The following is a 12,688-nucleotide window of genomic DNA, read 5'->3' as shown; positions in this document are numbered from 1 at the left end:
ACACCCGCGCGGGCGGCTCACGCCAGGACGCGGGCCAGGGCGAAGCCGTCGTAGCCCTTGGCGCCCACCGTCTGGATCGCCGTACCGCTCAACCTCGGGTGGCTGCCGATCAGTTCGATCGCGGCGCGGGTGCCCTGGATGTCCGGGGCCGTGTCGGTGGGGTCGGCGACCCGGCCGCCGCGCACCACGTTGTCCACGATGATCAGGCTGCCGGTGCTGGTGAGGCGGAGCGCCCAGTCGACGTAGTGCGGGTTGTTGGCCTTGTCGGCGTCGATGAAGACCAGGTCGAAGGGGGCCGGGTTCTCGTCGGCCAGTTTGGGCAGCGACTCCAGGGCCGGGCCGACCCGCACCTCGACGATCTTGTCCAGGCCGGCCCGCGCGATGTTGCGGGTGGCGACCTCGGCGTTCTTGGGGTCGTACTCCAGCGAGATCAGGCGCCCGTCGGCGGGCAGGGCGCGGCCCAGCCAGATGGTGCTGTAACCGCCGAGGGTGCCGATCTCCAGGATGTTGCGGGCGCCCTGGATCCGGGCGAGGAGCTGGAGGAGCTTGCCCTGGGACGGGGTGACGTTGATGTGCGGGAGTTCGGCCGCGTCGCTGTCGCGCAGGGCCGCCTGGAGGGTGTCGTCCTCGGGGGACAGGTGGGTGGAGAAGTACTCGTCGACGTCGTCCCAGAGCTGCGACTCGCTCATCGCCTTGCCTTTCGTATGGCTAGTTAGATGCGCTAACTACCCGTGTTGCGCGGCACTGATTCCCAGGATGGTGGATTCAGGCGGCCCGCGCAGGCGGCTGGGCCGGGGGTGAACCCCGTCACGGCTCAGTCGCGGGGGGATCGGTGCACGACTATCGTCAACCGGACAAAAGGAGAGCGGACGACAGGTGAAGCGGGGGTTGCCTGCGTCTCTCCCGAGGGAGGGCGGGCCGCATAGGGTTCGTGGAGATTCCGTAAGCGTGGGACGTGAGACGACCGGGGCGGGAGGCCGACGGGCGTGGCGAATGCGGAGCGCGGTGGGCGACCGGCGGAGGCACTCGGAGCCACGGCCGCCGGAGCCACGGCCGTCGGCGCGGTCCAGGCACGCGTGCGGGTGGCACGGCTCGGACTGTGGCTGATCGCCACGATTCTGGCCGTACGGCAGGTGGCCGTCGTCCTCGCTACGCCGCGCGGGGAACGGCTGACGGATCTGGAGACCTGGGTCGGGCCCGAAGGCGTCCTGCATGTGAAGGGTTCGCTGTACGAGTCGACGCAGTTCACCGGTACGCCGTTCGGCGGACTCGTCCTCAAACCGCTCACCCGTGCTGCCGAGCAGGCCCTCGGCTGGGGCTGGACCTTCGGCACGCTGCTGCTCGTCGTCGCCCTCGGCCTGGTCGCCGCCCGCGCCCTGCCGCAGCCGGTGAGCCGCAGGACCTCCCTGCTCGCGGCGCCTGTCGCCGTCAGCCTGCTCATGCTGTCGCTGCCGGTGCGCAACGCCCTCTACCTCGGCCAGACCAGCATCATGCCGGTGCTGCTCGTCCTCCTCGGCTGCTTCGCCGTACGGGGTGAACGCGCCAGCGGCGTGCTCATCGGCCTCGCGGCCGCCCTTCAGCCGACCCTGCTGCTGTTCACCCCGCTGCTGTGGTTCACCGGCCGGCGCCGGGCCGCGCTGACCACGGGCGCAACGTTCGCCGTGAGCACGGTGGTCGCCTGGGCGACGATGCCACGTGACTCGTACACGTACTGGGTGCACCACATGGCCGGCGTCGGCCTCGGCGGACGCGCCGACGACCTCGGCAACCAGTCCCTGCACGGTGCCCTGCTCCGGCTCGGGCTGACCGGCCCCCTGGAGATCGCGCTCTTCCTCCTCCTCGGCGCCGCCGTCGCCGTCCTCGCGATGCGCAGGGCCGTGCGCTACGCCCACGACGGTCAGCTCCTCCTCGCCGTCGCGATCACCGGCTGCGCCGCGATCGTCGTGTCCCCGACGGCCTGGCAGCACCAGCTGCTGTGGGTGCTGCTCGCGCTCGTCGGCCAGGTGGGCAGACGCGCGGGCGACCGGTACGTGTGGCCGGTCGCCGTCATCCTGGTGATGACGCTGCCCGCGAAGATGATGGTGCCGGACAAGGCGATCTTCCATCCGCTGCGCGCCGACCTCATCCTGCTGGCCGCGCTCGCCACGGCCGCCGTCGTCCCGTTCCTGGCCCGTACGTCGCCGTACTGGCAGACCCCGATCCCGACCCGGTACGCCGCCCCGGTCCCCGCCCGCTTCCGGCACATCCCGCTCGTGGGGTCCCTGCGCCGGGTGATCACCCGCCCGAACCTGCTCTTCGAGCTGCTGCTGATCCGGGTCACCTACTACGCATACGCCCAGATCCGGCTCGCCGCGGCCGGTGGCTCCAACTCGGCCGGGCGGGCCACCGCCGAGGAGCACGGCCGGGAGATCCACTCCATCGAACGGGCCCTGCGCATCGACATCGAGTACTGGGCCAACCACGCGGTCGTGAAGGTCGACTGGCTGCGGAACTTCTTCGACTTCTACTACGAGTCGTTCCACTTCGGCGTGCCGCTCACGATCCTCGCCGTCCTGTACTGGCGCCGCCCCGTCGACTACCGCTGGGCCCGCACCGCGATCGGCTTCGCCACGGTGTTCGCCCTGATCGGCTTCTGGCTCTACCCGCTCGCCCCGCCCCGTCTGATGCCCGGCCTCGGCTTCATCGACACGGTCCACGGCCCCCAGGACTTCACCCAGCCCGACTACGGCACCCTCACCGAACTCACCAACCAGTACGCCGCGATGCCGTCCCTGCACTTCGGCTGGTCGTTGTGGTGCGGCCTGGTCATCCTCGTCCTCGCCCCCAGGTGGTGGATGAAGGCCCTCGGCCTCCTCCACCCCCTTTTCACGGTCACCGCGATCGTCGTCACCGCCAACCACTGGGTCCTGGACGCGGCCGGCGGAGCGGTGGTCGTGGCGGCGGGCTTCGGGGTGACCTACCTGTTCCAGGGGCCGCGTGCCAGAGGGGTGACGGCACAGGCCGAGAAGGTCAGCAGTGAGTCCCCGGCCCTGCTGAAGGACCGTACTCCGAGCTGATGCGGTAGTCGCCCGGAGCCGGGACCGTGAGGCGGGTGAACTCGCCCTGGGGGGTCAGACACGCGGCACCGTCCACGCGTAGCCAGGGGGAGTAGGCGATGCGGACCGTCGTCGCACCCGCGCGGGGCATGTGTACGACGACGTCGGCGCTGGACGTCGAAGCGACCGTCGCCGGGGCGGAGACCAGCGGCACCGCGTCCCGTACCCGGTACACCCGCCAGTGCGCGTCCTGCCAGACCGGCTTCAGCCAGTCGGGCCGGTCCTCGCGGATGAGGCGGGCCTCGACCTTGGCATAGCCGTCGGGCTTGCCGATGGGCAGGACGACGTAGCCGACGGCCCAGCGGTCCAGCCAGGCCCGGTAGGTGGTGGCCGAGAAGGAGCCGTCGTAGAAGAGGCGGGCCCGTTCCATGTCGAGCTGGCGGTTCCAGCCGCGGGCCATGTTGACGTACGGGGCGAGGCCGCTGGCCTCGCGGTGGTTGCGGGCCGGGACGACCTCGACGCGGGTGCGGTCGGCGCCGAGGCGGTCTAGGGCGCGGACCACTCCGCGGGTCTCGGTGGCCCAGGCGGGCACCTTCGTGGAGACGTAGAGGTCGTCTCCGGTCTTCTTCCCGACCCAGGCCACAGAGAAGACCAGCGCGGTGATCAGCAGCCTTCGGCGGACCTTCGCGAGGCGGGGCTGGGCGACCAGCACGGCGAGGAGGGCCGCCGGTGCGAAGAGTTCGGCGAAGCGCTCGACGTTCGTGCCTATGGGGGAGGGGATGAGATACGTCAGGACGGCACCCACCGCGTAGACGGCACCGCTCCAGCGGGCGACCCGCCACGAGCGCGGGGCGAGGAAGGTGACGGCCAGCCCCAGGAAGAACGGCGGCCATATGCGGTCCACGAACATCAACTGCTCGCCCTTGAAGGGGAAGAGAAGAGTCGTCACGCCGACGGTGAGCGCGGGCGGCAGGAGCAGGGCGAGGGCGCGGGGGCAGTCCCGGGTGAGGAGGAAGGCGGCGCCCACGACCACCAGGAACAGGCCGGCCACCGGGCTCGCCATCGTCGCGAGGGCGGCACACACGGCGGCCAGGAGGAGCCGTCTCTCACGGGACAGCAGCAGACAGGCGGCGAGCCCGAAGGCCACGCCGAGGGCGAAGGTGGTGCGGCCGGAGGCCACGTTGCACCACAGGGCGAAGGACGCGAGCAGGGCCGGACCGAGAGGTCTTCGCAGTCCCTCGACCCGGGTCATCAGGACGGCCGCGAGCCAGGTCGCCGCCAGACCCGAGACGACGGTGACCGCGCGAACACCCACGGCGGCCATCAAGTACGGGGATATCAGGCTGTAGTTGGCGGTGTGGGTGCCGCCGTACCAGAAGAGGTTGTAGGCCGAGCCGCCGTGCCGCGTCGCGAAGTCGGTCCACGCGTACTGGGCGGCCAGGTCGCCGCCTCCGGTGGCGAGGAAGGCCCACCAGAGAGCGTAGAGCGGGACGGCGGGGAGTGTGGCGAGCAGGGGGATGCGGTGGCGGGTCCACACCGTCAGCAGAAACCGTTTGTGGGCAGGGATCCCCGGATCGGGGGCGTTCGTGCGCGGACGGGTGCTGGTGAGTTCGGCTGGGACCACGTGATCCTAGACGTGGAATCGGATGGGAGCGTTTACTGCCGAAGGAAGGTGGATCAAGTGCGAAGGTCTCCTCCACTTCACCGTCCGCGACTCCAAGAACCCGGCGGGATCGATCCTCACCCTCGACCCCGCCGTGTTCACCGCCTTCGTCAACCGGACGGCGCACCACTGGAGCGGCAGGCGCTCACGCTCACGCGGCGGCCCACGGCACCCGGCAGGTGTGAGGTGCGGTACCTTCCGGGCACAGCTCCCTGATCACCGTCTTGCGGATCGTCCGCCACGTCCGCAGCGAACAGGCCAACCGCACGCGCAACTCGACGGCTTCCCGGGCGCCGCTGCCCTGGCCGGGGTTCTCCCATTCCCACTGTTCCGCGAGATGGTCGTACGCGTCGGCGGTCGTCATCCCGCTCGCGGGAAACGTGCGCGCGACCGTCACATCGACGATCCGGGCCCCGCGCGCGCCCGCCGCCTCGTCCACGAGTCCCCTGACCCATGCGAGGCCTTGCCCGTCGGCGTACAGACCGATCCTCAGGGTGCGTGTCCTCATGCCCTGAGGCTACAGCCGCTGAATGATCGTCCCGGTGGCGAGCCCGCCCCCCGCACACATCGTCACCAGCGCGAACTCCTTGTCGGCACGCTCCAGTTCATGAAGCGCGGTCGTGATCAGCCGGGCCCCGGTGGCCCCGACCGGGTGCCCGAGCGCGATCCCGCCACCGTTCACGTTCACCTTCTCCAGGTCCTGCTCGAAGACCTGCGCCCAGCTCAGCACCACGGATGCGAAGGCCTCGTTGATCTCGACGAGGTCGATGTCCTTCAAGGACATCCCGGCCTTCCCCAGCACCGCCTTGGTCGCGTCGATCGGGCCGTCGAGGTGGAAGTGCGGGTCGGCGCCCACCAGCGCCTGGGCCACGATCCGTGCCCTCGGCCGCAGCTTCAGCGCGCGGGCCATCCGTTTCGACGCCCACATGATGGCCGCGGCGCCGTCGCTGATCTGGGACGAGTTGCCCGCGGTGTGGACGGCCGTCGGCATGACGGGCTTGAGTCGGGCCAGTGCCTCCATGGAGGTGTCGCGCAGGCCCTCGTCCTTGTCGACCAGGCGCCACATGCCCTGCCCGGCGCGCTGCTCCTCCTCGGTGGTGGGGACCTGGACGGCGAACGTCTCCCGCTTGAACCGCTCCTCGGCCCATGCGGCGGCCGCCCGCTCCTGCGAGAGCAGGCCCAGGGAGTCGACGTTCTCCCTGGTCAGGCCACGGTGGCGGGCGATGCGTTCCGCTGCCTCGAACTGGTTGGGCAGGTCGACGTTCCACTCGTCGGGGAACGGCTTTCCGGGCCCGTGCTTGGATCCCGAGCCCAGCGGCACCCGGGACATGGCCTCGACGCCGCAGCTGATCCCGACGTCGATGACGCCCGCTGCGATCATGTTGGCCGTCATGTGCGAGGCCTGCTGCGAGGAGCCGCACTGGCAGTCCACCGTCGTCGCCGCCGTCTCGTACGGCAGGCCCATGGTGAGCCAGGCCGTGCGCGCGGGGTTCATGGACTGCTCGCCGGCGTGGGTCACCGTGCCGCCGACGATCTGCTCGACACAGTCGGCGGGGATGCCGGTGCGGCCCAGGAGTTCGCGGTAGGTCTCGCCCAGGAGGTAGGCGGGGTGGAGGTTGGCGAGCGCGCCGCCGCGCTTGCCGATCGGGGTGCGTACGGCTTCGACGATCACGGGTTCGGCAGCCATGGGTGCGGGTCCTCTCCGAGGGCTCTGCGGAGTCAGGGCGGGGCTGGGCGGAACTGGTACGCGTTCTAGTTCCGTGCTTCAGTGTGCTGACGGAAGGTCAGTGGCTGCAAGAGGTGTGCAGGCAACTGGGACGTCCATGGCTATTGCCAGTTGTAGAACCCGTTACTACCGTCACGGGGACCTTCTTTGCTGATGGACCGTCAGGAGCTGTCCATGCCCTGTCCAGCGCTTCCCGACGGGTTCGACTTCACCGATCCCGATGTGCTGCACCACCGCGTGCCCCTCCCGGAGTTCGCCGAGCTGCGCCGTGCCGAACCGGTCCGCTGGATCCCGCAGTCGGGCAATGTGGCCGGGTTCCAGGACGAGGGCTACTGGGCGGTGACCCGGCACGCGGACGTCAAGTACGTCTCGACGCACCCGGAGTTGTTCTCGTCCACCCTCAACACCGCGATCATCCGCTTCAACGAGCACATCGAGCGCGACGCGATCGACGCGCAGCGGCTGATCCTGCTGAACATGGACCCGCCCGAGCACACCCGGGTCCGCCAGATCGTCCAGCGCGTCTTCACGCCACGGGCCATCCGCGCCCTGGAGGAGCGCCTGCGGACGCGCGCGCTGACGATCGCCGCCAACGCCCGTGACCACTCGGGCACCTTCGACTTCGTCACCGAGGTCGCCTGCGAACTGCCCCTCCAGGCCATCGCCGAGCTCATCGGCATCCCGCAGGACGACCGGGCCAAGATCTTCGACTGGTCCAACAAGATGATCGCGTACGACGACCCCGAGTACGCCATCACCGAGGAGGTCGGCAAGGAGTCGGCCACCGAACTCATCGCGTACGCCATGAACATGGCCGCCGACCGGCGGGAGTGCCCGGCGAAGGACATCGTCAGCACGCTGGTGGCCGCCGAGGGCGAAGGCAACCTGCGCTCGGACGAGTTCGGGTTCTTCGTGCTGATGCTGGCGGTGGCGGGCAACGAGACCACGCGCAACGCCATCACCCACGGCATGCACGCCTTCCTCACCCACCCCGAACAGTGGGAGCTGTACAAGGGGGAGCGGCCGGCGACGGCGGCCGAGGAGATCGTCCGCTGGGCGACGCCGGTCGTGTCCTTCCAGCGCACGGCGACCCAGGACACGGAGTTGGGCGGGAAGCGCATAAAGAAGGGTGAGCGGGTAGGCATCTTCTATGCCTCGGCGAATCGCGACCCCGAGGTCTTCGAGAATCCCGACACCTTCGACATCACCCGCGACCCCAACCCCCATCTCGGCTTCGGCGGGGGCGGCCCCCACTACTGCCTGGGCAAGTCCCTCGCGGTCCTGGAGATCGACCTCATCTTCAACGCCGTGGCCGACGCGATGCCCGGCCTGCGACTGGCCGGGGACCCTCGCCGCCTTCGCTCCGCGTGGATCAACGGAGTGAAGGAACTGCAGGTCAGCACCGGCTGAAGACCGGCACCGGCTGACCTGTCCCGAGGGAGGCAGGAGCACCCCCTATCCCTACGCCCCGTTCCTGCCTCCCCCGAGACGGTCGTCGCGCAGTCGAACACGGCGAAGGCGGCGGCCCCGGGGATCGGGGGCCGCCGCCTTCGGTTCCGTCTGGCGGTGCCGGCTCAGTACCAGCCGTTCGACTGCCAGAAGTTCCAGGCGCCGCACGGGCTGCCGTAGCGGTCCTTCATGTAGTCCACGCCCCACTTGATCTGGGTGGCCGGGTTGGTCTTCCAGTCGGAGCCGGCGGAGGCCATCTTGTTGCCCGGCAGGGCCTGAACCAGGCCGTAGGCGCCGCTGGAGGCGTTGGTGGCGCTGACGTTCCAGTCGCTCTCGTGGTCCACGATCTTGGAGAAGCACTGGTACTGGGCCGAGTCCGAGATCATCTTCTGCGCGATCTGCTGCGCCGAGCCGCCCTCGGTCGTCGCGGCCTGCGAGGGCGCGGCGGCGAACAGGGTGCCGGCGGTGGCGGCCGCCAGGACGACACCGGTGAGGGCCTTCTTCGGGGCGGAGACGCGGCGGAAGGAGGAAGCGACGGACACGGTCACGGGGAGCCTTTCTTCGGGGACATCGGATCGCGGGCATGCCGGAGCCACGCGATGCGATGCGAGGCGGGGGCATACGTCGGCGCCGCGGCCCTGAGGGCACGTCGGCGCCGTGCGACGTCCTCCACACAACCAGGCCGGGAAGGCGTCCGCAATGAGGGCATTTGCTAGTTGTGGTCGTATGCGGGGCGAAGGTCGTTTGTGTGATCTGGCTCTCAATGTGCAGGTCAGGGCGCGCTATGGCGTGGACATGGCGTCCCATTTGCCCGACTAGCGCAGGTAGTAGGTGATGTGGGTCATGTGGGGTGCTTCACCGGGGAGGGGGTGAGGGTGTGACCGTGTGCGCGGAGTCCCTCACCCTGCGGGAGCGTCGAACGTGACCGGGCTCTCGAAAGCCGCGCGACGGGTGGCCCGGCGGAGGGCCCTGAGGATCACCGGGCCGAGTGCGAGGGTCAGCACGACGGTGACGAGCGCCCGGCCGAGGTCCCAGCCGAGCGAGGTGGCCAGGCAGTACGCGACGAATCGGGCGAGGTTCGCGGGAACGGCGGCGGCCGGGTCGAAGGCGACGTTCGAGGCCAGCGCGCTCATGAAGGGCCAGCCCGCGAGGTTCATGATCGTGCCGTAGGCGAAGGCCGCGAGGAAGCCGTAGACAGCGAGCATCAGCAGCTCCGCCCGCCCCCGCAGGCGGTCCTGGCCCGGCAGCAGGCCCGCGCCCAGCGTGAACCAGCCCATCGCCAGCATCTGGAACGGCAGCCAGGGCCCCACCCCGCCCGTCAGCAGCGACGACGCGAACATCGTCACCCCGCCGAGGACGAAGCCGAAGCCCGGGCCGAGGACCCGGCCGCTGAGCACCATCAGGAAGAACATCGGTTCCAGACCGGCCGTCCCCGCGCCGATCGGCCGCAGCGCGGCCCCCGTCGCCGCCAGCACACCGAGCATCGCGACCGCCTTCGGGCCGAGCCCCGACTCGGAGATCGTGGCGGAGACGACCGCGACCAGGAGGACGAGCAGCGCCGAGAACAGCCAAGGGGCGTCCTGGGCGTGCGCGCTGAGCTGGGAGGCGGGCGGCGCGAGGAACGGCCAGCCGAAGGCGGCGACGCCGACGGCGCTGACCAGGGTGAGGGCGGCGATGGAGCGGGGGCCCAGACGGACGGCTCGGGCCTGGGGGGTGGGCGGTGGGGTGCCCGGCGGGGTGGAGCTGGAGCGGCCGGTCATGACAGGGCCTCTCTCACCTCGGCGACCGTGAGCCACTTCTGCGGCGCCAGGATCTTGGCCACCTGCGGGGCGAAGGACGGGGACGCGACGACGACCTCCGGGGTCGGGCCGTCGGCGATCACCTCGCCGTCCGCCAGCAGGACCACCCGGTGCGCGAGCTCGGCGGCGAGCTCCACGTCGTGCGTGGCCAGCACGATGGCGTGGCCCCGCGCGGCCAGGTCGCGCAGCAGCGTGACGAGACGGGCCTTCGCCGCGTAGTCCAGGCCGCGGGTCGGTTCGTCGAGGAGGAGCAGAGGCGGGTCGGCGGTCAGCACCACGGCCAGGGCGAGGGTGAGGCGCTGGCCCTCGGAGAGGTCGCGGGGGTGGGTGTCGTCAGCGATACCCGGGCCCGGGAGGAGGTCGGCGACGAGGGCGCGGCAGGTGCCGGGGGCCGCGCCGGCGTCCTGGTCCGCGGCGGTGCACTCCGCTTCCACCGTGTCGGCGTAGAGGAGGTCGCGGGGTTCCTGGGGGACCAGGCCCACGCGGCGTACGAGGTCCTTCGGGGCGGTCTTGTGGGGGACCGCCCCGTCGACGTGGACCGAGCCGGTCGTGGGGTGGACCAGGCCCACGAGGGTGTTGAGGAGGGTGGACTTGCCGGCGCCGTTGCGGCCCATGAGGGCGATGGTTTCGCCGGGGGTGACGGTGAGGTCTACGTGGCGTAGGGCCTGGATGTGGGCGCGGGTCACGGAGAGGGCCTGTATTGCGGCTGCGTAGGGGGTGGTGGGGGTGGTTGCGGTGCGGTTGCGCTTGAACCAGCGGGGGCGGGCGCCCAACGGGGTGGGGGGTGTGGGTTGTTGGCGGGTGCGGGTTGAGTGTGGTTGACCGCGCCCACGCGGCGGAGCCGCACATGTCGCAGCCCCGCGCCCCTCAAGGGCGTTGTCGTGCCGTTCCTCCAGCTGTTGACGTAGGTCTGCTGCCTTGCGGCGGGCGTCCCTGACCGTCAGGGGCAAGGGGGACCATCCCGCCAGGCGGCCCAGGGCCACCACCGGTGGGTAGACCGGGGAGACGGCCATGATCTCTGCCGGGGTGCCCACGCTGAGCGGTGCGCCCGGGGCCGGGAGCAGGACGACCTGGTCGGCGTACTGGATGACCCGCTCCAGGCGGTGTTCGGCCATCAGAACCGTCGTCCCGAGGTCGTGGACCAGGCGTTGGAGGACCGCGAGGACCTCTTCGGCGGCTGCGGGGTCCAGGGCTGAGGTGGGCTCGTCGAGGACGAGGACCCGGGGGTGCGGGGTGAGGACGGAGCCGATCGCGACACGCTGCTGCTGGCCGCCGGAGAGGGTGGCGATGGGGCGGTCGCGGAGGCCGGTGAGGCCGAGGAGGTCGAGGGTCTCCTCGACCCGACGGCGCATGACGTCGGGGGCGAGCCCCAACGACTCCATGCCATAGGCGAGTTCGTCCTCGACCGTGTCCGTGACGAAGTGGGAGAGGGGGTCCTGGCCGACCGTGCCCACGACGTCGGCCAGTTCGCGGGGCTTGTGGGTGCGGGTGTCACGGCCGGCCACCGTGACGCGGCCGCGCAGGGTGCCGCCGGTGAAGTGCGGGACGAGACCGCTGACCGCGCCGAGGACGGTGGACTTGCCGACGCCCGACGGGCCGACCAGCAGGACCAGCTCGCCCTCGGGCACCTCGAAGTCGATGCCCTGGACGGTGGGTTCGATGGCGCCGTCGTACGTCACCGATACGTCCTCGAAGCGGATCACGACGGCTCCTCGGGGGTGATGAAGGCAGGCAGGAGGCCCAGGAGTACGGCCGCCGAGGGCCAGAGGGGGAGGGTCGGGGCGGTCAGGGGGACCACGCCGGGGTGCAGCGCCTCGGGATCCCGGGAGGCGGCCAGGGCGAGCAGCGCGGCGACCGCCACGCCGGAGGCGGTGACCAGCCAGGCCCGGGCGTCCCACGGGTCGGGGCGGTAACGGGTGCGCGGGGTGCGGCGGCCCCCGAGCCACAGACCGGCCAGCGCGGCGGCCAGGCCGGAGAGGAGGACAGGGAGGCCGTAGCCGGCCCCCTGGGCGGTGAGCAGCCCGTACGTGCCGGCGCAGACGCCCAGGAGACCGCCGAGCGTGAGGGCGGTGGTGGTACGGCGGACGGCGGCCGGGACCTGTGCGGTACGGCCGTAGCCGCGCGCGTCCATCGCCGCGGCGAGCGCGACCGAACGCTCCAACGCGCCCTCCAGCACCGGGAGCCCGACGAGCAGAAGGCCCCGGACGCCACGGTCGGGACGGCCGCGCAGCCGACGTGCGGCACGCAGGCGCTGGGCATCGGCGATGAGGTTCGGCGCGAAGGTGAGGGCGACCACCACCGCCACGCCCATCTCGTACAGCGCGCCCGGGAGCGACTTCAGCAGCCGGGCCGGATTGGCGAGGGCGTTGGCAGCGCCGACACAGATCAGCAACGTGGCGAGCTTCAGGCCGTCGTACAGCGCGAAGACCAGCGCCTCCGCCGTGACCGTGCCGCCCAGGCGGATCCCCTGCGCCCAGTCGGGCAGGGGGACCTCGGGGAGCTCGACGATCACGTGCGTGCCGGGGATGGGGGAGCCCAGGGCCACGGCGAAGAAGAGCCGGATGAGGAGCACCGCGAGGGCGAGCTTCACGAAGGCGGCATAGGACCGGGCCCAGGGCGCCTCCGAACGGCAACTCGCCACCACATAGGCCGAGGTCGCGATGAGAAGGGCGAGCAGAAGGGGGTTGGTGGTCCGGGTGGCCGCAACGCCGAGGCAGAGAGCCCACAGCCACCAGGCGCCGGGATGAAGAGCCCCTCGACGTCGCCCCCCACGTGACAACACCGGTTCGGCAGCGCCCCTAAGGGGCGCGGGGAACTGCGCGCGAAGCCGCGACGCGGCGGTAGACAGGAGACGGCCTTTCGTCGCACTTCCTGGGGGCGCGGGGAACCGCGCGCCCGGCCGCGACGCGGCGGCAGGCACGAGACGGCCTTTCGTCGCACTTCCTGGGGGCGCGGGGAACCGCGCGCCCGGCCGCGACGCGGCGGCAGGCACGAGACGGCCTTTCGTCGCACTTCG

At 71.2% G+C, this 12,688-nt stretch carries 10 protein-coding genes and 1 pseudogene; 3 read left to right on the top strand and 8 right to left on the bottom strand.

What is annotated here, in order from left to right:
• Window positions 1-17: 17 nt before the first annotated feature.
• Complete coding sequence (locus tag ACZ4UU_RS03570) at window positions 18-689, bottom strand: O-methyltransferase (RefSeq protein WP_468036240.1); 672 nt, start codon at window positions 687-689, stop codon at window positions 18-20.
• Between the two features lie 297 nt (window positions 690-986).
• Here ACZ4UU_RS03570 and ACZ4UU_RS03565 point away from each other — a divergent pair, with 297 nt between their 5' ends.
• Window positions 987-3,056 (top strand): bifunctional glycosyltransferase 87/phosphatase PAP2 family protein, encoded by a 2,070-nt coding sequence (locus tag ACZ4UU_RS03565; RefSeq protein WP_468036239.1) that lies wholly within the window; start codon window positions 987-989, stop codon window positions 3,054-3,056.
• Here the strand turns inward: ACZ4UU_RS03565 and ACZ4UU_RS03560 are convergent.
• Entirely contained in the window at window positions 3,010-4,602 is a 1,593-nt protein-coding gene (locus ACZ4UU_RS03560; RefSeq protein ID WP_468036415.1) for a hypothetical protein, read from the bottom strand. The two genes, ACZ4UU_RS03565 and ACZ4UU_RS03560, sit on opposite strands and share 47 nt — an antisense overlap.
• A 79-nt stretch (window positions 4,603-4,681) precedes the next feature.
• Between ACZ4UU_RS03560 and ACZ4UU_RS03555 the strand changes: the two are divergent.
• Window positions 4,682-4,804: pseudogene (locus tag ACZ4UU_RS03555) on the top strand (DUF397 domain-containing protein); the annotation flags it as partial.
• 45 nt (window positions 4,805-4,849) lie between these two features.
• On the opposite strand, the gene ACZ4UU_RS03550 reads toward ACZ4UU_RS03555, so the two are convergent.
• Both ACZ4UU_RS03550 and ACZ4UU_RS03545 read right to left on the bottom strand, forming a co-directional pair.
• Entirely contained in the window at window positions 4,850-5,206 is a 357-nt protein-coding gene (locus ACZ4UU_RS03550; protein ID WP_468036238.1) for a hypothetical protein, read from the bottom strand.
• A gap of 9 nt (window positions 5,207-5,215) precedes the next feature.
• Window positions 5,216-6,385: a steroid 3-ketoacyl-CoA thiolase gene (locus tag ACZ4UU_RS03545; RefSeq protein ID WP_468036237.1), complete on the bottom strand. Its 1,170-nt coding sequence runs from the start codon at window positions 6,383-6,385 to the stop codon at window positions 5,216-5,218.
• A 213-nt stretch (window positions 6,386-6,598) separates the two neighbouring features.
• Here ACZ4UU_RS03545 and ACZ4UU_RS03540 point away from each other — a divergent pair, with 213 nt between their 5' ends.
• On the top strand, window positions 6,599-7,834 hold the full coding sequence (locus tag ACZ4UU_RS03540) for a cytochrome P450 (RefSeq protein ID WP_468036236.1): 1,236 nt from the start codon (window positions 6,599-6,601) through the stop codon (window positions 7,832-7,834).
• 164 nt (window positions 7,835-7,998) lie between these two features.
• On the opposite strand, the gene ACZ4UU_RS03535 is transcribed toward ACZ4UU_RS03540, so the two are convergent.
• The 4 genes from ACZ4UU_RS03535 to ACZ4UU_RS03520 all read right to left on the bottom strand — a co-directional run bounded on the left by ACZ4UU_RS03535 (window position 7,999) and on the right by ACZ4UU_RS03520 (window position 12,454).
• Entirely contained in the window at window positions 7,999-8,415 is a 417-nt protein-coding gene (locus tag ACZ4UU_RS03535; protein ID WP_468036414.1) for an aggregation-promoting factor C-terminal-like domain-containing protein, read from the bottom strand.
• Window positions 8,416-8,772: 357 nt separating this feature from the next.
• On the bottom strand, window positions 8,773-9,633 hold the full coding sequence (locus ACZ4UU_RS03530; protein WP_468036235.1) for an ECF transporter S component: 861 nt from the start codon (window positions 9,631-9,633) through the stop codon (window positions 8,773-8,775).
• Window positions 9,630-11,375: an ABC transporter ATP-binding protein gene (locus ACZ4UU_RS03525; protein ID WP_468036234.1), complete on the bottom strand. Its 1,746-nt coding sequence runs from the start codon at window positions 11,373-11,375 to the stop codon at window positions 9,630-9,632. The genes ACZ4UU_RS03530 and ACZ4UU_RS03525 overlap by 4 nt, the downstream gene beginning before the upstream one ends.
• Window positions 11,372-12,454, bottom strand: a complete 1,083-nt coding sequence (locus tag ACZ4UU_RS03520; protein ID WP_468036233.1) for an energy-coupling factor transporter transmembrane component T — start codon at window positions 12,452-12,454, stop codon at window positions 11,372-11,374. Before ACZ4UU_RS03520 ends, ACZ4UU_RS03525 begins: the two co-directional genes overlap by 4 nt.
• Window positions 12,455-12,688 lie beyond the last annotated feature (234 nt).

This window comes from Streptomyces sp. NPDC028907 (genome assembly GCF_055564995.1).
This window is presented reverse-complemented; position numbering and strand designations above follow the sequence as displayed.

What these genes read in the sequence shown, in the direction of transcription:
- ACZ4UU_RS03570 (WP_468036240.1), bottom strand. Translation starts at nt 689, where the DNA reads ATGAGCGAGTCGCAGCTCTGGGACGACGTCGACGAGTACTTCTCCACC.
- ACZ4UU_RS03550 (WP_468036238.1), bottom strand. Translation starts at nt 5,206, where the DNA reads ATGAGGACACGCACCCTGAGGATCGGTCTGTACGCCGACGGGCAAGGC.
- ACZ4UU_RS03545 (WP_468036237.1), bottom strand. Translation starts at nt 6,385, where the DNA reads ATGGCTGCCGAACCCGTGATCGTCGAAGCCGTACGCACCCCGATCGGC.
- ACZ4UU_RS03540 (WP_468036236.1), top strand. Translation starts at nt 6,599, where the DNA reads ATGCCCTGTCCAGCGCTTCCCGACGGGTTCGACTTCACCGATCCCGAT.
- ACZ4UU_RS03530 (WP_468036235.1), bottom strand. Translation starts at nt 9,633, where the DNA reads ATGACCGGCCGCTCCAGCTCCACCCCGCCGGGCACCCCACCGCCCACC.